General features: G+C 40.8%; 14 protein-coding genes. 11 read left to right on the top strand and 3 right to left on the bottom strand.

Translation table 11 applies throughout. The features are described from left to right. The first annotated feature begins 10 nt into the window (after positions 1–10). From ACO1XM_RS16650 to ACO1XM_RS16700, 11 genes are all read left to right on the top strand, one after another. The gene (locus tag ACO1XM_RS16650; RefSeq protein WP_486231050.1) at positions 11–2,254 is read left to right on the top strand and encodes a GAF domain-containing protein; all 2,244 of its coding nucleotides are present in this window, start codon (positions 11–13) and stop codon (positions 2,252–2,254) included. Between the two features lie 253 nt (positions 2,255–2,507). Further along, the gene (locus ACO1XM_RS16655) at positions 2,508–3,359 is read left to right on the top strand and encodes a CheR family methyltransferase (RefSeq protein ID WP_486231052.1); all 852 of its coding nucleotides are present in this window, start codon (positions 2,508–2,510) and stop codon (positions 3,357–3,359) included. 15 nt (positions 3,360–3,374) lie between these two features. Then, the gene (locus ACO1XM_RS16660; protein WP_486231054.1) at positions 3,375–3,968 is read left to right on the top strand and encodes a chemotaxis protein CheB; all 594 of its coding nucleotides are present in this window, start codon (positions 3,375–3,377) and stop codon (positions 3,966–3,968) included. Continuing rightward, positions 3,968–4,684, top strand: a complete 717-nt coding sequence (locus tag ACO1XM_RS16665) for a GAF domain-containing protein (protein ID WP_486231056.1) — start codon at positions 3,968–3,970, stop codon at positions 4,682–4,684. The genes ACO1XM_RS16660 and ACO1XM_RS16665 overlap by 1 nt, the downstream gene beginning before the upstream one ends. 6 nt (positions 4,685–4,690) lie before the next feature. Then, positions 4,691–8,137, top strand: a complete 3,447-nt coding sequence (locus ACO1XM_RS16670) for a PAS domain S-box protein (protein ID WP_486231058.1) — start codon at positions 4,691–4,693, stop codon at positions 8,135–8,137. A 161-nt stretch (positions 8,138–8,298) separates the two neighbouring features. After that, positions 8,299–8,850 carry a SiaB family protein kinase gene (locus tag ACO1XM_RS16675; RefSeq protein ID WP_486231060.1) on the top strand — a complete coding sequence of 184 codons (552 nt, stop codon included), beginning with the start codon at positions 8,299–8,301 and terminating at the stop codon, positions 8,848–8,850. A 36-nt stretch (positions 8,851–8,886) separates the two neighbouring features. Further along, complete coding sequence (locus ACO1XM_RS16680) at positions 8,887–9,249, top strand: DUF1987 domain-containing protein (protein ID WP_486231062.1); 363 nt, start codon at positions 8,887–8,889, stop codon at positions 9,247–9,249. Positions 9,250–9,339: 90 nt separating this feature from the next. Next, positions 9,340–12,423 (top strand): ATP-binding cassette domain-containing protein, encoded by a 3,084-nt coding sequence (locus ACO1XM_RS16685; protein ID WP_486231064.1) that lies wholly within the window; start codon positions 9,340–9,342, stop codon positions 12,421–12,423. A 57-nt stretch (positions 12,424–12,480) separates the two neighbouring features. Further along, positions 12,481–13,383 (top strand): hypothetical protein, encoded by a 903-nt coding sequence (locus ACO1XM_RS16690; RefSeq protein WP_486231066.1) that lies wholly within the window; start codon positions 12,481–12,483, stop codon positions 13,381–13,383. Positions 13,384–13,402: 19 nt separating this feature from the next. After that, the gene (locus tag ACO1XM_RS16695; protein WP_486231068.1) at positions 13,403–13,828 is read left to right on the top strand and encodes a hypothetical protein; all 426 of its coding nucleotides are present in this window, start codon (positions 13,403–13,405) and stop codon (positions 13,826–13,828) included. 55 nt (positions 13,829–13,883) lie between these two features. Next, positions 13,884–14,540, top strand: a complete 657-nt coding sequence (locus ACO1XM_RS16700) for an alpha/beta hydrolase (protein WP_486231069.1) — start codon at positions 13,884–13,886, stop codon at positions 14,538–14,540. A gap of 229 nt (positions 14,541–14,769) precedes the next feature. On the opposite strand, the gene ACO1XM_RS16705 is transcribed toward ACO1XM_RS16700, so the two are convergent. From ACO1XM_RS16705 to ACO1XM_RS16715, 3 genes are all read right to left on the bottom strand, one after another. Next, positions 14,770–15,252: a YdeI/OmpD-associated family protein gene (locus ACO1XM_RS16705; protein WP_486231071.1), complete on the bottom strand. Its 483-nt coding sequence runs from the start codon at positions 15,250–15,252 to the stop codon at positions 14,770–14,772. A gap of 60 nt (positions 15,253–15,312) precedes the next feature. Then, positions 15,313–16,857 carry a hypothetical protein gene (locus ACO1XM_RS16710; RefSeq protein ID WP_486231072.1) on the bottom strand — a complete coding sequence of 515 codons (1,545 nt, stop codon included), beginning with the start codon at positions 16,855–16,857 and terminating at the stop codon, positions 15,313–15,315. An 83-nt stretch (positions 16,858–16,940) separates the two neighbouring features. Then, positions 16,941–20,210, bottom strand: coding sequence for an RHS repeat domain-containing protein (locus tag ACO1XM_RS16715; protein WP_486231074.1), 3,270 nt, complete (start codon positions 20,208–20,210; stop codon positions 16,941–16,943). Positions 20,211–20,400 lie beyond the last annotated feature (190 nt).

Genomic DNA, 20,400 nt, shown 5'->3' on the forward strand with positions numbered 1-20,400 from the left:
AGCTGTTTATATGGGGCGTGAATTCGTTAACTGGATAAAGAGGTATTCTTCTGAAGTACTGCTGGGTGCAAGCATTGTTTTAGTACTCATACTTACTATACTGGCATCAACCATTGCCGCCTACATCATGGGGCCTGTTGTTATTGCCTTACTTATATTTTTTCTAATCCAAATCCGAAAGGCAGCAAAACTCAGAATTCAGCGATTGATGGAGCTCGACCTGGGTAACCGTGGACAATTGCTGAATAATGCCAAGCCCTTCAACCCTGATACTGTTATCACTGACATCACAGATAATCTTCGCTACGCAACGGAGTTTGTACGGGAAATAGGCAAAGGTAATTTCAATGCCCGTCTGGAAGGCATTAATGACGAAACATTCAACCTGAATAAAGAAAACCTGGCTGGCGAACTCGTCAATATGAAAATTAAAATGAAAGCCAGTGCCGAGGAAGAGAAAAAGCGGGTGTGGGCTACTGAGGGTCTCGCCAATTTTGGTGAATTGCTACGCACCACAAATCATGACATGACCAAGCTTTCTGAAGAAGTTATCATCTTCGTGGTTAAATATTTAAAAGCCAATCAGGGCGGTGTTTTCATCATGAATGACGAAGACGAGCATAATAAATTTCTTGAACTTAAAGCATCCTATGCCTTTGAGCGAAAAAAATACCTGACCCGGAAAATTGCCATAGGTGAAGGTTTGGTAGGTCAGGCATATCTTGAAAAAGAAACCATTCATCTCAAAAAAATTCCTAAGAATTATGTCACCATCACCTCAGGCCTTGGTGGTGCCAATCCTCATACGCTCATACTTGTTCCATTAAAAATTGAGCAGGAAGTGGTAGGTGTTCTTGAAGTAGCATCCTTCAAGGATTTCGAAAAGCATGAGATCGAGTTTTGCGAAAAGATTGGTGAGAGTATTGCCTCTACCTTCTCAGCCGTAAAGGTTAACGAGCGCACCAGAGTATTATTAGACCAGTCGCAACAACAAGCAGAAGAAATGCGCGCACAAGAAGAAGAGATGCGCCAGAACATGGAAGAGCTTCAGGCTACGCAAGAAAGTATGGAACGTGTAGCCAAAGAATCACAAGACAAAGAAGCCTATCTGCGCAGCATTCTGGATGCTGCTAAAGATGCCATGATGACCATAGACCGCAATTATAAAGTCGCGGTAATCAACAAGTTCATATACGACAGCTTCAAGTTACAAGGTATAGAGTTAAAAGAGGGTATGGATGTTTTCTCCATCACCAAAGGAGATCGTAATGCTGTTAAAGAAAGGTACGATCGTGTTTTTCGTGGTGAAACAATTGTCATCAATGAAGAATACTTCGGTAAGCACTACGAAATTACCACTACACCGGTATACAGCCGGGAGGGTGAAATCATGGGTGCCTGTGTATTTACAAAAGACATTACTAACGATGTACTGCTTCAAAACAAAAGTGAGGAATTACTGAAACTGGAGTCACGTAAAGCGGAAGAAATACTCGCTAACCGTAAACTCCTGCTAGACCTTACACGCAACGAGCACGTACAGAACGGGGATTTGGATTTAGCATTGGAAGCCGTTACTAAAGCGCTTGCCCAACGGTTTGGAATTACACGCTCTGCTATTTGGTCTTATCAGGCTCAAAATAAAAGCATAGAACTGGCCAAATTATACGAGCAGGAAAAGAATAGCTTCAGTGCCGGCATGACCCTTTATCAAAAAGATTTACCGCGTTACTTTAAATCCATTGAAACCGAAGAAGTTATTGTTGCACAAGACGCATTTAACCATGAAGCCATAGCTGAATTTAAAACAGGTTATCTGGATGTGCTCAATATCAAATCCATGTTAGATGTACCCTTTTTCGTAAACGGAGCTGTGGGAGGCGTTATCTGCTGCGAGCACCAGGGTATTCAAAAGCCATGGTCACCTGAAGAGGTCGATTTCGCAAAATCAGTAGCCGACATCATAACCATTGCCTACAAATCAGCAGGTATGAGGGAAATGCTAAGGGAAGCAGAACGCAAATCAGAAGCTCTGAAAGCACAAGAAGAAAGTCTGCGGCAAAATATGGAGCGCCTATCTGCCATGCAGGAAGAAATGCAGCAAAAAGAACAAGGATATCAGCAGACCATAGCCTCCCTTCAGAAAACCGGGGTTAAACCGGCAATAAATAAGGGGCTTGAGTCGGTTGAACATGACCTTCGCATACAACTTGAAGCCTTAAGAATCACCAAGGAAAGTCTAAAAAACAAATAATCAGCTAGTTACATATACACTAGACACTGGGTTGACAAAAAATGCTTGCCACAAATCATCATTTTTATCGAGGCCGTCTTTTGCTTATGGCTTTATTGTGGGGCTTCCATTACGGTCTAATGTTTAACATTGTAAACTAAAATTCATTTTTAACTATAAAATCGTTAGCGATTTACATCAAATACCTATATTGTTTTCCCAATTATGTGGGTTGGTGGCTTGTATCGATTATGTGTTGGCAAGGCACTAAAACATGGACTTAAACCGAGCTAAACCGTTCTCTATGCAGGACATTGACATTGCAGACCTCAAGCGGATAACGGAAGTAATTTTCCAAAAATACCGATACGACTTTCGCAACTATGCGATGTCTTCATTCAAGCGCAGGGTGCTGCGCATTCTGGAGCTAAAAAAACTGAACGTTGACGGGCTTATCAAAAAGCTTACGGATAACCCAGGCTTCATCTACGAATTTCTGGACGAACTGACTGTCAATGTAACAGAGATGTTTCGCGACCCAGGCTTTTGGCGTATTCTCCGTGAGGAGATTATCCCTGGTATCATGCTTAATCACAAGCAGTTTAAAATCTGGCATGCCGGCTGTTCTTCCGGTGAAGAAGTTGTTTCAATGGCCATACTGCTCAAGGAAATGGGTATCCACCAGGACGTTACCATCATAGCCAGCGATTTAGACACTAACATTATTGAGCGTGCCAAAGCCGCTACTTACTCCATGAAAAGCATGGAGCTCAATGAGAAAAACTACATTCGTTTTCAGGGCACAAAAACATTAAAAGATTATTACAAGGAGGAAAATGGTAATGCAGTGTTTGACAAGAACCTGCTTATGAACGTTTCTTTTAGAAAGCATGACCTTGTCATGGGTGAAGTCTTCAACAAATTTGACCTCATTCTTTGCCGAAACGTCATGATTTATTTCAACCAAACCCTGCAAAATGAGGTTTTGAAGAAGTTCCACGAAAGCTTGTTCAGGTATGGATACCTTGCCATCGGCTCCAAAGAATCATTGATTTGGTGCGATTACGCTAGCCGCTTTATTGTGGTGAATAATGAAGAGAAAGTTTATAAAAAGATAAAGGACTAAGCGAAGTTGTCAGCGATGAACAAATTCAATTTAGATAACAGCTACAAGGCGGTTGTGATTGGAGGTTCAGCAGGCAGCTTTCAGGGGATGATAAAAATCCTCTCGCAGTTGCCGAAGAATTTTCCACTACCGATTATCATGGCTTTGCACAGGCTTAAGCACGTGCGCCATGGTTTTGTGGAGGCATTGTCGCTTAAAAGCGTAGCGCCTGTAACAGAACCCAATGATAAAGAGCAGATTAAGAAGGGTGGAATTTACCTGGCACCGGCTAATTACCATATGTCAGTGGAGTTGGGGAATTATTTTGCCATGTCAACAGAAGAAATGGTAAACAATTCCCGCCCTGCTATTGACATTACCTTGGGCACTTGTGCTTATGTTTACAAGGATAAGCTCATTGGCATTTTACTGTCTGGTGCCAATAAAGATGGTGCTTTGGGGATGAAGCATATTAGCGAGCGAGGCGGACTGACCATTGTTCAGGAGCCCACAGAGTGTATGATCGATACAATGCCTAAAGCAGCCTTAGCTGTAACAAAAATTGATCATGTGCTAAAGGTTGACCAAATTGTGGAGTTTTTTAAAGAGTTAGACAAGCAATACAAATAATGATGAAAGCAATTGATCCTCACCGTATAAGCCTCCTTCTGGCCGTACTTTTTGTTATCGGACTCGGGGCAACTGCTTATGCGGTTTATTCCTTGCAGGCTGAAAATAGCGGACAGGTTTGGTTATTTATGGGCCTCAGCACACTCTTGGGTGGAGCTTCATTGATCATTGCTCTTCGCAATAAAAAGGAAATATTGGTTTTCAAAGAAAAGACCAACAGCAATGCGGGTGACTCTTCGCAGTCGACTAACACTGCTGATGGCAATATCGACCTGACAGAAATTAAACAAATTGCTCAGAAAGGTGGAAAAGGCGCTATTCTACAAGCGCTTAAAACTATTTGCAGGCAACTGGAGGCTGGTCAGGGTGCACTTTACGCATTTAGGGAAGAAGAAGATAGAAGGTGGATTGAATTGTCGGGAGGCTATGCACTTACCATTGGTGAAAACACAACCATTAAATTTGATTTAGGCGAAGGTCTGATAGGTCAGTCTGCTGTAGTTGGTAAAACCCTTTACATTGACGAGGTACCTGAAGGCTATATGAAAATAGCATCAGGATTGGGGATGGCCTCTCCACGTTATTTGCTAATTACGCCTTTAAAGAAAGACGAAAAAGTGATTGGTGTCTGGGAATTGTCCACTTTTAAAGCACTCACTGAAAACCAGAGAAAATTTGTAGAAGATGCCGCTAATCTATTAAGCGCAAACGTGTAAGATATTATGCTGAAGAATATAAAAATAAGTACGAAGATCAGTCTGCTAGTATTGCTGCTTACAGGACTTGCCATAGTGGCTATTAGTTTCTTCACAAAGGACTTTAACAAGAAGAACATTTACGAAAAGTATGCTGCCACGCTGGGCGCATTGGCCGACACCAAGGCCGCCTATGTAAACCAGCAGGCAGAACGTATTAAGCAAGCACTTGTTATCTTGCAAAATTCAGATGTGCTTAAAAACCAGAGTACACCTGCTGCTGACGAAGGTGGCATGGACCTCATGGATATGTTCGGTGGCGGAGATCAGGGTGGTGAAAGTGATAGCCTGACAGGAAGCGATCCTGTAGTATCATTTCTGCAGACACAAAAAGATCTTTTTGGCTTTGAATCGATCATGGTGGTGACACCAAAAGGAAGCATCCTTAAATCAACTGAGGGTGAATCCGGTAACTTCAAAGATCCTGATGGCGCTACCTTCGATAAAGGGAAAATGGGGTTTTATTTCAGCGCAGTGTATAAGCAGGAAAAAGATTATTATGGTTTTGCTGCGGCTCCCATTGATATTGGTGGAGAAACACAAATCATCATTATCAGATACTCCCTGAATGATGTCAACGCTTATTTAACCAACTATACAGGTCTTGGAAAAACCGGTGAAACTATTCTACTCCGCCAGGACCCCATACTAAAAACCTTTACCATCATTACCCCTACCCGTCTTGATCCGGAGGGCCCCATTCGGGTTGTTGAAAATAAAGAGCTGGTGGAAACACTTCAGGCAGAAGACAAATCCAAAGAAAAGCTGCACCAGGCAAAAGATACACGCGGTGAAGAAGTTTATCGCATTTTGAAAAAAATCGATAATACGGGCTGGGTATTGCTTACTAAAATTACGAAGTCTGAGGCCGATTCGAAAGATGGAAGCCTGACACGTGTATTCATGTATGCAGGCATCTGCATTATGGCGCTAGCCCTGCTGCTGACCATGACTTTATCACGGGCATTAACCCGCCCCCTACTGGATGTACGCAATACACTTAACCTAGTGGCACAAGGTGTGCTGCCTGAAACAACCGAAGAACATAGCAAAGATGAATTCGGTCAAATGGCCAGTAAGGTAGATGAGCTCGTAGTCACCCTCAAGAACAATGCGCAGTTTGCCCAGCGCATAGGAGAAGGTAAATACGACTCACAATTTACACCAGCCAGCGAAAACGATTTATTGGGTATGTCGCTCATTAACATGCGCCAAAACCTGGTAGAGAATGAAAAACGTGATAATGAAAGAAACTGGATTGTACGTGGTGTGGCCGGTATCAGTGAGGTACTGCGTATGCACGATAGCATCGAAGGCATGGGCGATGATGTTATCAAATTCATTCTCGATAAAATTGAAGCCATTCAAGGTGCTTTCTATGTGGTCAATGACGATGACGAGTCGCAGAAACTTATTGAAATGCGTGCGAGCTATGCCTATGGCCGTAAAAAATATTTAAAGCGTTCCTTCCGCTTTGCTGAAGGATTAGTCGGACAGGCTGTAGCAGAGAAAGATACCATTGTAAGAACTGAAATTCCTGATGACTATGTAACCCTTACTTCGGGTTTGTTAGGCGATCAACGCCCTACTGCCCTGCTCATTGTACCCTTAATTACCAATGAAGAAGTATATGGCGTACTGGAGTTTGCCGGTTTCAAAAAATTCACACCCTCTCAGATCAACTTTGTAAAAGAACTAAGCTTGATCCTGGCCCGTACCATCTTTAATATTAAAGTAAACGAACGCACCCGCAAACTGCTTGAAGAATCTCAGAAAATGAGTAACGAACTTCAGGAAAAAGGAGAAGTATTGCGCCAGAATGCTGAAGAGATGCAGGCTACTTCCGAAGAGTTGGAACGTTCTAACAAAAAACTCGAAGAACAGATTGAAGAAGTAAATCGTACGCAAAAACGTATGCAATTACTACTCGAAAATGCTTCAGAGGTTATTACCATCTATGAAGATGATGAATCGATCCGTTACATCTCCCCTTCTGTAGAAACAATTCTTGGTTATGAACAGAAAGAGTTGATTGGCCATAGTGATATCGACAATGTAAAAGCTGAGTACCACGAAGTAATGAAAGGCTTCTTCCAAAAACTCAGAGAACACCCTGAAGAAAGAGCCTCCGTACAATACGAATACAAAACAAAGAGTGGCGAATTTATCTGGATAGAAACTACTGGTACTAATGCCATGTCAAATCCGGCCATTCACGGTTTCATTCTCAACTCGCGCGATATTACCGAGCGCAGAAGAGCAGAACAGGAAACACGCATGCGTTCTAAAATGCAGGCGCTTTCTGAAAACTCACCCGATCTTATTACACGTCTGGAAAACGAAGCCATCTCCTATATCAACCCTGTTATTGAATCTTACACGGGTCAAAAACCTTCCCTGTTCCTTAACAGAAAGATGCAGGATACCGATATCGACCAGGCTATTATCAATGGTTGGTTAAGGGTGCTGGAAGAAGTAAATGCTACTAATAAAACAGTAGCTACCGAAATGGACTTCCCTTCAGAACTCGGCCAGCGTGTTATGCAGGTAAATGCCATTCCTGAATTTGATGAAAACAGCAAGTTGGAATCCGTACTCGTTGTATCTCACGATATTACCGAGCGTAAGATGATCGAACTTGAAATTCAGAATAAAAACAAGAAGATCACAGAAAGTATCAACTACGCCAAGCGTATTCAAACAGCGATCTTACCTAATAACCGTGTTATCAATAAAACCTTACCGGATTCATTCATCTTGTATAAACCACGAGATGTGGTCAGTGGTGACTTCCCTTGGTACATGCAGGTAAAAGATGATATTTATATTGCAGCCGTTGACTGTACAGGTCACGGAGTACCAGGCGCCTTGCTTTCCTTGATTGGCTATTTCTTATTGAATGACATCGTACGAAGCCGGAAAATTACCGAGCCGGGTATAATCCTGGATTTACTCGATGAGGGTGTTACTAAAACCCTTCGCCAGGATGAAGACTCTACAACCAAGGATGGTATGGACATCGCTTTGTGTAAGATAAACATGAACAGTCGCGAAGTTGAATATGCTGGTGCACACCGTCCGCTATATGCCATGAAAAATGGTGTAATGGAAGAAGTAAAGGGTAACAAATTCCCGATCGGTGGCGGTATTTATAAAAACCAGACCAACTTCACCAATACTAAATTAACCTTAGGAAAAGGCGATTCCATCTACTTTAGCTCCGATGGTTTCCCTGATCAGTTTGGCGGCCCCGAAGGTCGTAAGTTTGGTCCTAAAAAGGTGAGAGAAGTAATTGAACGCGTGCATAAATTACCAATGACTGAAGCGCATACGATATTTGATGACGAATGGGAGAGCTGGAGAGGCGAGCATAAGCAGACCGATGACGTGCTCCTGATTGGTATTAAATTTTAAATACAATAGGCAGATCGTTAGGTTATTAAAGACAATTAATCACCGACTTAAGCCGTACTTAGAAAAGTGTAGAAAATAATGCAGATTTGAGCCCGAAAGGGCACTGAAATAGTAAAACTTAGTTAACTTTATCTCATTCCCAACTAACCCACAATGGGCCAATGAACTACATCTACGACTTGCACCGCGCCATGATGGCGCAGAACCTGATTATCGTTTACCAGGGAGAATTTACCCAGGAAACCACGAAGTCTATTCTGGCAATGGCTGAACGCAACCTCGATTCTTCGGGAGAAGAATCAGGTATTAAACGGAAGGTATTCAACGTCATGGTTGAGTCACTACAAAACATTGTTAAGCACAGTAGTGAGGCCAATGCCGCTGCCGGAAACCTGACAAGCCAAAGTGCTATTTTCATGATTGGCAAGCAGCCGGATCGCTACTCCATCATGACTGGGAACCCCATTAAAAAATCAGTTACCGCAGATTTGAAGCGTAAACTTGATGAACTAAACCAGTTAGATAAAGAAGGTCTAAAGGAGATGTACAAAGAGATTATTAAGAACACGCAAATCTCTGAAAAGGGCGGTGCTGGTCTTGGCTTTGTTGATATGGCGCGTAAGTCGGGCGAGAAATTGGAATTCGATTTCCCTGAAATGAATGCCGATTACAACTTCTTCTGCCTCAAGGTTAACGTACCACGCGAAGGCTAATCTAAAACATGTTGAACTCTATAAACTGCACATACAATGGAAATTCTTAATCTCGAAGGAACGGAAGATACACCTAAAATAATGCTCGATAAAAAGAATGGTATTTTCGAGATCTCAGGCCGTTCCCTGCCAGAAGATTCTGCTGAATTTTATCGTCCTGTTATTGATTGGATCACCAGCTACGGCAAAGATCCTAATCCATCTACTGAGTTTACCCTAAAGCTGGAGTATTTCAATACTGCATCTTCTAAACTTATTCTTGATGTACTTTCTGCTTTGGAAGATATCAAGGGTATGAAGATCGTATGGTACTTCCATGAAGATGATGAAGATATGGAAGAAGCCGGACAGGAATTCTCTGAATTAGTAGAGATTCCCTTTGAGTTCAAAACCTACTAATAATTCAAGATACAACGTTCAAAATTCAAGATTGAGGGTTCATTGGTAAAATTTTGAATCTCTGATCTTGAATTTTTTAATTTATAGAGGATGAGTGAGGAAATACTCAAGGCGTTAACCCAACTTTTTGCCATCATTACCAAACAAGATGGCGGGGTTACAGAACGCGAGCGACAATATGTAATTAACTTCTTCCAAACTGAACTTGATCAGGACACGGTTAAGGAGTATCTCGCCCTGTACGATGAGTTCGTGGGATATGGTAAAACCGAAGAAGAGGATGGCAAAAAGAAACTGACCTCTGTTAAGGACTCCGTACGCACACTTGGTATCTGTAAAAAGATCAACAAAACACTTACACAAAAACAAAAGGTTGTTGTATTGACCAAGCTTTTGGAACTGGTAAGCGTAGATAAAAACTTCTCCCCTCAGCGCAAAGAAATTATCAATACAGTATCTACTGTTTTTAATATTGTTGAAACAGAATACAACCTGATCGAAAGTTTTATTACCGGTGCAGACAAAGAGGCGCTGCAGTTTACCGATATACTGGTTGTAGAAGAAGGCGATAAAGATCCTAATGCGGTCTACCATCACCTGCACGGGCATGTAGAAGGGCTTCTTTTCTTCATGCGCGTACAAAGCGTTGACATGTTCTATGTGCGCTACCTGGGGCCGGAAATTAACATGCTCAATGGTTTCCCCATGAGCAATGGCAGGCTTTACCTTTTCTCGCCCGGCAGTACTATTAAAACACAAGCCGGTAATGCTATTTACTATAGCGATACCGTTGCAAACTTTAACGAAGAACTCAAAACTGCGAGGCTTTCTTTCAATGCGCGCATTGATGAGTTACAGTTCCCCAATGGAGGTATTGGTTTGCGCAATGTAATGATTGCAGAAGGCCCTGGTAAACTCATTGGTATTATGGGGGCCAGTGGTGCCGGTAAAACAACTTTACTAAATGTTTTAGCCGGATTGGTTAAGCCTACGAAAGGGGAAATCATTATTAACGGCTTCAATATTTTTGAAGAGAAAGACAAGATTCAGGGGGTTATTGGCTATGTAGCCCAAGACGATTTACTCATAGAAGAATTAACTGTCTACGAAAACCTTTATTATAACGCCAAGCTTTGCTTTGCCAACTTCACAGAAGAGCAATTGCATCAGCGGGTGATGGAAGTTCTGGAGAACCTTGGCCTTGATCAGCGCAAAGATTTAAAGGTGGGCAATCCTTTGGAGAAAACTATCTCTGGCGGTCAGCGTAAACGACTCAATATTGCATTGGAACTTATTCGTGAACCTGCAGTATTATTTTTAGATGAACCCACATCAGGTTTGTCTTCACGCGATTCTGAAAATGTAATCGACTTACTCAAAGAACTTTCGCTAAAAGGCAAGCTTATCTACGTTGTTATCCACCAACCATCGTCAGACATCTATAAAATGTTTGATAAGATGATCATCATGGATACGGGTGGTTACCCTGCGTATTATGGCCCTCCTGTTGAAGCAGTAACCTATTTTAAAAAATCAACCCATCAGGTAGATAGCAATCGTGGTCAGTGCGAAACTTGTGGTAATGTTAACCCTGAACAAATCTTCAATATTATTGAAGCAAAGGTTGTTGATGAATACGGCCAACCAACCAATAAACGAAAAATAAGTCCCCCACAGTGGTACGATTTATATGCAGAGCGTTTCAAAATTAACCGTGTCGAAGACATTAAAGAAGCGCCAGCTCAATCATTGTTTCTACCCAGTAAATGGAAGCAGACCTTAATATTCACTACCCGAGATACACTGGCTAAGTTGAGCAATAAGCAATACCTGCTTATTAACTTATTAGAAGCGCCTTTGTTGGCTGCTATTCTTGCCTTCATTATCAAATATAGAAGTGCGCCAGGCGGCAAGGAATATCTCTTCCGCTTTAATGATAACTTCCCGGCCTTCATGCTCATGTCTATTATCGTAGCGCTTTTCATGGGCTTAACGGTGAGTGCGGAAGAAATTATCAGGGACAGGAAAATTCTGAAACGCGAATCATTCCTCAATTTAAGCTGGAATAGTTATCTGCAATCAAAAATTATTATTCTGTTTTCACTTTCAGCATTGCAAACGCTGACTTTTGTATTGATCGGCAATCTTATCCTGGAAATTGAATGGGCTATGCTCCTGCCCTTTTGGTTTGTGCTTTTCACTACCTCGTGTTTCGCAAACATACTGGGGCTTAATATTTCTTCAGCCTTTAATTCGGCCGTTACAGTCTATGTCATGATCCCGCTCCTGCTCATTCCTCAAATGATTCTGAGTGGTTTGTTATTTAGTTTTGATAAACTGAATAATATTATCAGCACAAAAGGTAAAGTACCTGTAATTGCAGATATGATGGCATCGCGCTGGGCATACGAAGCCTTGGCCGTTTACCAGTTTAAGAATAACAGCTATGAGGCACCTTACTTTGCCCTTGAAAAGGAAGAAGCTCAGGCTGATTTTAAAACAGCTTTCCTGGTAGAAGAACTCAAGAAAAGAAACCGTTACGCAAACGATCATTTTGAATCTAAAAATGACTCCATCCTGCGTATTGTCGATAAAGAGTTACGCATACTAAGAGAGGAGATCCAACACGAACCCTTTAAAGAAGGATTGGCACAAATAGACCTGGATAAAGTGTTAACCGCGAAGGGATACTCAAATGCAACCTTTAGAACGATAGAGACATATCTGGCAGACTATAAAGACCAGTATCAGAAAACCTATAACCAGAAAATTGCGCTTCGCGAACGCATGATTGCCTACTTCGAGAGCAATAAGGAAATGGATTATAACCTTAACGATTATAAGAACCAATATTACAATGAGAGCCTGGCAGACCTGGTAATGAATATCTCAGAAAAAGACCGCGTGATTGAATACAACGGGCAACTTGTCCAGCAGATTAACCCAATCTTCATGGATCCTAAAACCAAAGGTCCTTTAGACTACAGGGCTCAGTTTTTTGCTCCCTATAAGAACTTTGTAGGAATGCAAATTGATACCTTCTGGTTTGATCTAATCATCATTTGGTTGATGTCAGTAATCCTTTATATTACCCTCTATTTTGAGCTCCTGAAAAAGGCTTTAGATAAGGCCAGTAACCTGAACCTGAGCGTTAAACTGCCTGGTAAGAAGTAAAAGGTGCGTTTGGTTAGGAAAAGCGATTTTATAACTTTGTACAGTCAAATTTTCAATATGAGAATTGTTAAACTATCAATTGTAATACTAGCGGCAACTTTAGCCGCCTGCGGTGGAAAGAAACCTTCAGAAACTGAGTTTCTCGAAAGTCTTGATTCTGCCAAAGTTGAAGGCCCCTCTATTTCTGAAGAAGTCATTGGAGATATCCTGCAGCAAATACCAGCCCCACTTGAAATTTCCGTTTTATTGAAGGAATCAGGCCAAAAGTATAATGTATCCTACTTAAACACCCCTGATAACCTTTCAAAATACAATTCTTCATATAAGAAGGCTCTTAATTTGGGAATCTATGGTACTGACTTAGGGTACACTAATATCTACGAGCAAAATCAGGATGGCGTTAAATACATGGCATCAATCAAGGATTTGGCCGATGGCTTAAATATTGGTCAGTTTTTTGATATTGAGACCATTGGACGCCTGGCTACTAACAGCAAAAATCTTGATTCTCTGCTCCTGATTACGACCCAAAACTTTAATAGCATTAACCATTATTTACAAACACAAAGCAGAGCTAATTTAAGCATCCTTCTTTTGGCAGGTGGTTGGTTGGAGGCGGTTCATATTGTATGCAACGTGGCTCAATCTAACCTCTCTAACAAACAATTACAGGAAACTATTGGAGAACAAAAGGTAATTTTGGAGAATATCATGTTGCTCTTGTCTTTTTACAAAGATTCAGATCCTAATATGGCATCATTGTTGAATGACATGGAGGCAGTAAAGAAGGAATACGAAAAAGTGAATATTACTTATACGTACAAGGAATCAACATTTGAAATTGTTGATGGGGTTATGGTTATTAAAGATAACAGCACAACAACCATCGACATCACCCCTGAAAACATTGCGAACATTGGCAATGCGATTAAGTCGGTTAGAAATAAAATTATCAATTAAGCATACTCTCAATACCCTTATGAAAAAATTAATAATTTTTACATTCCTTGTTTTGTTTGCCAGTTCAGCAACGGTAATCGGACAGTGTGATGCAGAAGGACTTAGCAACCAATGCATTCCAAAATTGGCAACAGGATTCAATTTTTTAAAGAGCTATAAAATTGATGGTCTGGGTGGAACCAAGGACAAAGTTGAGTATAGCTACGTATTCACAAAAGGAACTCAGTACATGATTAACCTTTGTGCTGCTGGTGCAAATACAGATGGTATTGTCGTAAGCTTGTATGATTCTAACAGAAACAAGGTTGCTTCAAGCAAGGTAAATGGTCAGTTTATTTCGGCTATAGCCTACCCATGCAATGCAACAGGTATCTATTACATCCAATACACCTTTGACGGTTCTGCTTCGTATTGTGGTGGTAGTGCTTTAGGATTTAAGCGTTAATTACTCAAACTAAAATTATACGAAGGCTTTCTTAACGGAAAGCCTTTTTTGTTTTATGAATACTCTTAGCATCAATTTTAAATTTAGTGCCAGGTACCAGACTTTGGGTACGCTGAGCGCCCAAACTAAGAAAGTCTGGTTTGTCTTGCACGGTTACGGTCAGCTAGCAGAGTACTTCTTAAAAAAATTCAAAAGCCTTGAAGCTCACGGCATTTATATAATTGCGCCAGAAGGTCTCTCCCGCTTTTATATAGAAGATGTAACAAAGCGAAGCCAGGGTGGCAGCCAGCGCGTTGGTGCTACCTGGATGACGCGTGAGAACCGTTTGATGGACATTGAGAATTATTTGACCTATCTCAATACAATCTACCAACAAGAAATAGGTAAGCGAAAAGACCTGGACATTACTGTACTTGGTTTTTCGCAAGGTGCCGCAACTGCCTCACGTTGGGTGTTAGAAAACACCATACAATTCAATCGACTCCTTTTATGGGCTGGCATGTTTCCTGACGATATGGACTTTGCAAAAGGCCATGAAGTATTGCTTAACAAGAAGGTTCAACTGGTTTATGGAAAGAATGACCACTTCCTCAGCGATGAAAGACTGGTACACATGGAGAAGCTTACACAAAAACTAAACGTGCCTGCTGAGGTGATCACTTTTGATGGAGGACATGAAATTGATGAAGCTACACTCGGTGGACTTGTGTGAGATTTGACAATTAATTAAAACTAATAAATAGAAACCGTAGCATAAGCACGGGTTTATTCAATACGTAACAATAAGTACCGTGCCCGAAGAAGGAAATGAGGATAAGAAAAAATCAATCTAATCTTAGCGCGAAGAATGCAGTTGTTCACAGTGCAATAACTTCATCTTTGCGAACCTCTGCGGGCTCTACGGTTTATGTCAATACGTATCACAAAGAAGGATACCTGTGCTATGGTTTATCCCTGCCTACAAACCTGTTCTTACCCAATAAAAATCCAATGGCTCGATCTATATTACGATCAACACTTGCTTCGGATTTTAAGGAAGAGATATAACGTACAATCTCTTTTTGCATTGAAGGGGATAGTGTGTCAAATACTTGCTTCGCCTGCTTATTTGAACGCAGCGCTTTCACCAGTTTGGGATGTGGCTTTATCGTACGATCCCTTTTGTCAAATTCAATGCTTATGTCTATCATTTCACCAATACGCTTGGGCGAATCTTTCAGCATGATGGTGTTTATGTACAATCGCCAATGTCCGCTATACCTTACCAAGGTTTGTGTATAGGGTTTACCGTTAATCATGCCACAGATGGGAATGTGACCTTTGTCCTTACCGGCATCCTTGAAAATTTGCAACAGGATTTCGTCAGGCACAAATACGAATGGGTTGATGCCTATTATCTCTATTGATGCTTTAAATGTGGGCATTAGTTTCTTTTGTTTCAGTCTCGTTTATTCAAAACTAAATTACAGCGGTTCTATTTGCCATCACTTTTTCATCATCGCCAATTCGCTTAGCTGAAAGCCTACACGCACGACCAAGGGGCGCGGATAAACAGGGTCGTTGGCTTCGTGTAAAAAGTTATAGGCGACTAAGCAGGTCATTTCCACTTTACGGTGCACTAAAAACTTGCGCCCTGCTCCTGCCAACAAAGCCGGTTTCCAGATTCTGTGATTCCCCGTTTCTGTTTTCTCAAAACCGGGCGAGTTGTTGGCGAACTCACCATAAGCAAAAATGGATTTGATCACATCGTAACTCACAAATGTTTTATAGCCCAATACTTCCGGTGAAAGTTTGCTTTGCTTTTTAGTAAATGTCTCCCGATAGGTGCCACCGATACCCATGATAAGATTTCTATTGAACTTATAACCAAGGGCCGGAGCAAAATCAATAGAGAAAGGATCAAGACTGATCACCTGAAAATTAGTGGCCACATGCAAACGCTGTTTGAGGGGTGCTCCTGCTAACGATGAACGCTTAACAGCTGAGCTCAGGTCGTTGGAGTTGGGGACTACTGAATACTTCTTCATCAGAAGCGCCATCTTCTTCTGTACTTTTTCTACTACAGCAGGATTCTCTTCAATGTACTGCATGGCTAGTGCTTCGGCCTTCTTGCGTGCTTGCTCTTTCAGGTAGGTAGAATCCTGTAACTGATCGGCCTGTGCTTTGTAGTCATTCTCCCAGGGATTGGCCATGGTGTTTTTACCCAACTCTTTCTTGAGTGATTCAAATTCCTTCATCTCCTTGCGTTGTGCCGCGAAGGAAGCAAGCTTTGATTCACCAAAATCAATCACACCATCTTTGGAGGTGGGCAAGTCTCCATAGACTTTTTTATAAGCCTCAGCCTGCGCCTGGTATTTCTCTACTTTTTTACTTTGTTTACGCAGCTTGTTAGTTGCTTTATGAGAAGTTAATTCTTGCTTGTAATTAGTTATCGATGCTTTTCCTTTGGCGAGTGGATCATTCAGGTTCAGATTATTTTGCACTTCTGCTTGAGCAGCCTCTGCCTGCGCCAGGTGTTTACCCGCCAACGATTTGTTGAGTGGTAATTGAATATGCGCAGACTCCGTTTCCCACTCCGTGATATAAAAGCGCATATAGCAATACAAAGCCTCCAGGTTTTTGCCTGTGTAATAACGCTCCCACTCCTTACTGAGTTTATAATCTTTTTCGCGTAAGCTTGCTTTGGCCTGTAATACATCTGCCTTGCGTTGCAGGCGTTGTTCCATGCGCGCTGGTGCTCCAAGCACTTTATCTTGTATGCCTTCTCTTTTTGCGTTTACCTTCTCTCCTGCCTTGCTTACGCTATCCGTAAAATGTTGTATAAAGCGGTCTGCTTGCTTAAAAAGTTTCAGGCTGTCTTTACTATAGAACTTGCGGTACTTCTGTAGTTTTTTGGCAGGTGACTTTGTCTTCTCAACTTTGGCCAAATGTTTTTCTGATAAAGAAATACTTGCTTGCTGGGCATGGAGATTTGACCCAGTTAGCTGCAAGGCAAAGATGATAAAGACTATGAAGGCTAAGCGTGTCAATACTTTTTAATTCAACTTGATTTGAAAAGCCTCAGCGTCCATTTTTGAACGCTGAGGAGTTTAAGATTAGCAAATGTTCAATATTATTGAGTCTTATATTTGTAAGAAATCTGTTTAACAACATTTCCATTATTGTCCTTTATCCATTTCAATCTTCTGAAGTCATCATATTCATAAGTGGTTGTTATTCCATTTGGATCTGTTGCTGAATACAAACCAATATAAGGTAGATAGGAATACGTTGTGATTAAAGCTCCTGCCAGAGAAGATTTCAAAGAGGCTATCTGACTTGGGCTCAAAGCACCAGATCCCAAATCGATTGTGGGGGTAGCGATACCCAGGGCACTTTTTGCTTGCTGATAGGTTGCATTTTTTATCTCAGCTACCGGATAAGTTGAATGATAGCCCCACAGATAAGAATTAGTAGTTCCATCTGCTGTCGTGAATTGCAATATATTCCCTTTGTTGTCGAATAGGTCGAAACTAACTTTTTGTTCATAGCGACTGTCTGGTACACCCAATGCAGCATCCTTTGAATAGTTAAAAGTGCTTAAGGGAGAGGTTATACTTAAGCTAAGTTTTTGCTTAGGTCTGATTTTACCAGAGACTACATGAAATTCATTATACTCCGCAGCGACAATTAAGCCATTTTTTTTCCTAATTATTTCGATTGGAGTACCAACCATATTTAAAGTAGTCATACTATTGATTGTTTGACTTGGGTTGGTATAATCGTATGCATAGCTAAATGTTGTTGATTCCAATTGACCACTACTTGAGGTTTTAGACTCTTCTCTCACATGACTTAAGCTTGGGGTATATGTATAATTAATTTCTGTAATTCCGTTATTATTAACATCGTCAGAAGCATAAACTCTATCAATTGAATTTTCCACTGCACTCTTACCAATAATAACATCATAAAAACCAGACTTGTAATTTTTATACAACTGATTACCTCCCAAAAACAAGACAGCCAAACCAGTTGAATTTGTTTCAGCGAATGTGTACTGATTACTCTTCTCCCTTACAATTTGATAATTGCCACCTAAGTATTTAAAGTCAGATTGTTTGCGTAATAAACCTGTTTTGAAGGCTCTTGATCCAGCTGGTCTGAATGGTAGTTCTGTGTAAATAACATCGTTATAGGTATAAGGACTGGTGAACTCCGAAATTGTTTTTCCATTTATGACACTACCATTTCCATAGGTAGTCACAACTTCCCTGTAACCAATGTAACTATTTTGTGTAAGTCCAAGCACGGTAACATTATTGGCTAGACGCACATAATATCTGGTATCCAGTTCTCCCTGCTCTGTTAAACAATATCTTTTAATTTCATATCCATAAATAGGTTCCTGATAAATTACGCCACTTGATACATTATCAGGGCTGGATCCCAAACTACCTGGTTGAAGTGTGTAAGAAAATTGTCTGGTTTTGTAATCAGGATCTCCAGTGAAAGCATATTGTCTGATTTCCTTTATCCGAAGGCCTCCTGCCATCTTTTTAAATGAAGGTGTTGTTGAAAATTGCTCGTATTGAACACTAATAGTTGCGTAATCATTGACTTCATCAAATAATTGGCAGCTGGCCTGAATTACATAAGTTCCTGGAGCTAATTCTATGTTATCAGTGCCCGATTGACCGACATTAGGATCTTGCATACCAAACACAAAGTAAATCCTTGGCGTTGAAGGGGTATTGATGTTATAAATTTTTACCCATGGTTTCTTTGCACCAGTTACAGCATCAGTAAATGCAGTCCAGCTAATTGTCACCGGCACATCTTGACCTGGTCGTTCTGGATTTTCGTTTATGACAACATTAAGAGATTTGGTGGTGTTCGTTCCCTGAATTTCCTGCTCTGTCATGGATACCCCTTGCGTTATGGTGCCTAACTTAGGATAATATGTAATGGGGGTGGATTGAATATATCCATACTCATGCGGTTCGAAATTAAATTCTGTATAACCTCCAGTTGGATATGTAATTTTTTCTAATGACCCTGCCTTCGTATGCGTAGGACTTGCATTACGGTTAGCTCCCCCAGCAAAGATGGTTCCGTTATCGTAAGTTGCAACATTTTGGGCAGGCACTAAATGGGAATTCGTATTCTCACCATTGAAATACCCCCAGTGATCCTGAGCTTTTGATACAGCTGATGGTAAGTCTAAGGAGTTGTAGGTAAAACTAAAAGGTGGCGATGCATTTTGTCCTGATACTTGGGGTACCACAGATTTTAAAGTCAGTCTTCCATTAGAGTAATCTTGTTCAAGATCGAAAGATTTGATCTCATTACTATTTACATCTTTTACAATCACTTTATCCAACATTTTAAAATTAGTAGAATATCCTGATGGCCAAAGTTGCTCTGTATCAGTTCTTGCTAATCCAGGAATAAAGTCAATAACAAGAGTATTGTCATCAGTTTTTATTTGACTGATTCTTTTTCCGCTTACATAAGTTCTGGTATTGGTTTGGGATAACACTCCGGGATATCCGCCACCGCAATTGAAATCATAATACGACTCAATCAAATGTGTAATATTTACACTTGCTTGAAATTTGTAATCCAATATATAAGAATCGTATGTTAAGAGAATAGAGTTTTCATTATTTACATCAACAATTTCACTCAGGTACCATGATGATGCAAAAGTTCCGTTCCGCGCATCACCAGTAACACCAACCGGGTCCGCATTGGTTGTTTCAATTGTTCTGAATTTATACACAGTTCCCTGATCATCTGTTACGTCCCATCCCAAAATTTTATAAGGATTTGCAGAACCAACGTCCTGAATTTTTACAATTTTAAGTCGCTTATCTTCGTTTTGTACAATATTACCATTCCAATCAAAAGTAAATTGAGCAGTTATACCATTAACATTTACAAAGTACATATCCGGTTCTGCATCCGCTGTACCCTCAGCTATCTCTTGAAATAATGCTGTCTGTTGCACTTGAGTTTGTGAAGCAATCCAGGTTGGTGATTTACCAGGAGCATATTCTAAAAAGCCCTGACCATGATCACAATCATCCGGTTTACCTTTTACAGTTCTGGTTATAACACCTCCCGCATTTAACGCCCAACCAATACCTACCCAACTCGCCATTTCTTCTACCTTAATTCCAGAAGCATGGTAACTTAAACCGATACCAAGGTTTATGCTTCCTCTTGATAAATCGTATAGCGGTATGCTCACTTCTGGTGTACCTGTGTACAAGCTTACCGGTACATCAGCAAACTTGCCCAGACTTGATGCCTCAGGTGAAGCAGGAATTACCCTTGGTGCCGCATTACCAGGGTTGCCATTGTTTGGCTGTGCTTTAACATAAAGCGTAAGTAACATGGTTATGCTTAAAACTAAAAAACGAATCATAACATTAACTCTATTAAAATTTTTAAATCTCTTATTGTTCATATCATCTAAAATACTCGTAGCACACCTTAAACTTTTTTCTTTACTTTTCTGCACACAACTAACGGATTGTAACAAGATGATGCAATAAGTTAGCGCATGATTAAATCACCAATCTCAT

Source organism: Chryseotalea sp. (assembly GCF_057350905.1).

What these genes read in the sequence shown, in the direction of transcription:
- ACO1XM_RS16650 (WP_486231050.1), top strand. Translation starts at nt 11, where the DNA reads ATGGGGCGTGAATTCGTTAACTGGATAAAGAGGTATTCTTCTGAAGTA.
- ACO1XM_RS16655 (WP_486231052.1), top strand. Translation starts at nt 2,508, where the DNA reads ATGGACTTAAACCGAGCTAAACCGTTCTCTATGCAGGACATTGACATT.
- ACO1XM_RS16660 (WP_486231054.1), top strand. Translation starts at nt 3,375, where the DNA reads ATGAACAAATTCAATTTAGATAACAGCTACAAGGCGGTTGTGATTGGA.
- ACO1XM_RS16665 (WP_486231056.1), top strand. Translation starts at nt 3,968, where the DNA reads ATGATGAAAGCAATTGATCCTCACCGTATAAGCCTCCTTCTGGCCGTA.
- ACO1XM_RS16670 (WP_486231058.1), top strand. Translation starts at nt 4,691, where the DNA reads ATGCTGAAGAATATAAAAATAAGTACGAAGATCAGTCTGCTAGTATTG.
- ACO1XM_RS16675 (WP_486231060.1), top strand. Translation starts at nt 8,299, where the DNA reads ATGAACTACATCTACGACTTGCACCGCGCCATGATGGCGCAGAACCTG.
- ACO1XM_RS16680 (WP_486231062.1), top strand. Translation starts at nt 8,887, where the DNA reads ATGGAAATTCTTAATCTCGAAGGAACGGAAGATACACCTAAAATAATG.
- ACO1XM_RS16685 (WP_486231064.1), top strand. Translation starts at nt 9,340, where the DNA reads ATGAGTGAGGAAATACTCAAGGCGTTAACCCAACTTTTTGCCATCATT.
- ACO1XM_RS16690 (WP_486231066.1), top strand. Translation starts at nt 12,481, where the DNA reads ATGAGAATTGTTAAACTATCAATTGTAATACTAGCGGCAACTTTAGCC.
- ACO1XM_RS16695 (WP_486231068.1), top strand. Translation starts at nt 13,403, where the DNA reads ATGAAAAAATTAATAATTTTTACATTCCTTGTTTTGTTTGCCAGTTCA.
- ACO1XM_RS16700 (WP_486231069.1), top strand. Translation starts at nt 13,884, where the DNA reads ATGAATACTCTTAGCATCAATTTTAAATTTAGTGCCAGGTACCAGACT.
- ACO1XM_RS16705 (WP_486231071.1), bottom strand. Translation starts at nt 15,252, where the DNA reads ATGCCCACATTTAAAGCATCAATAGAGATAATAGGCATCAACCCATTC.
- ACO1XM_RS16715 (WP_486231074.1), bottom strand. Translation starts at nt 20,210, where the DNA reads ATGTTACTTACGCTTTATGTTAAAGCACAGCCAAACAATGGCAACCCT.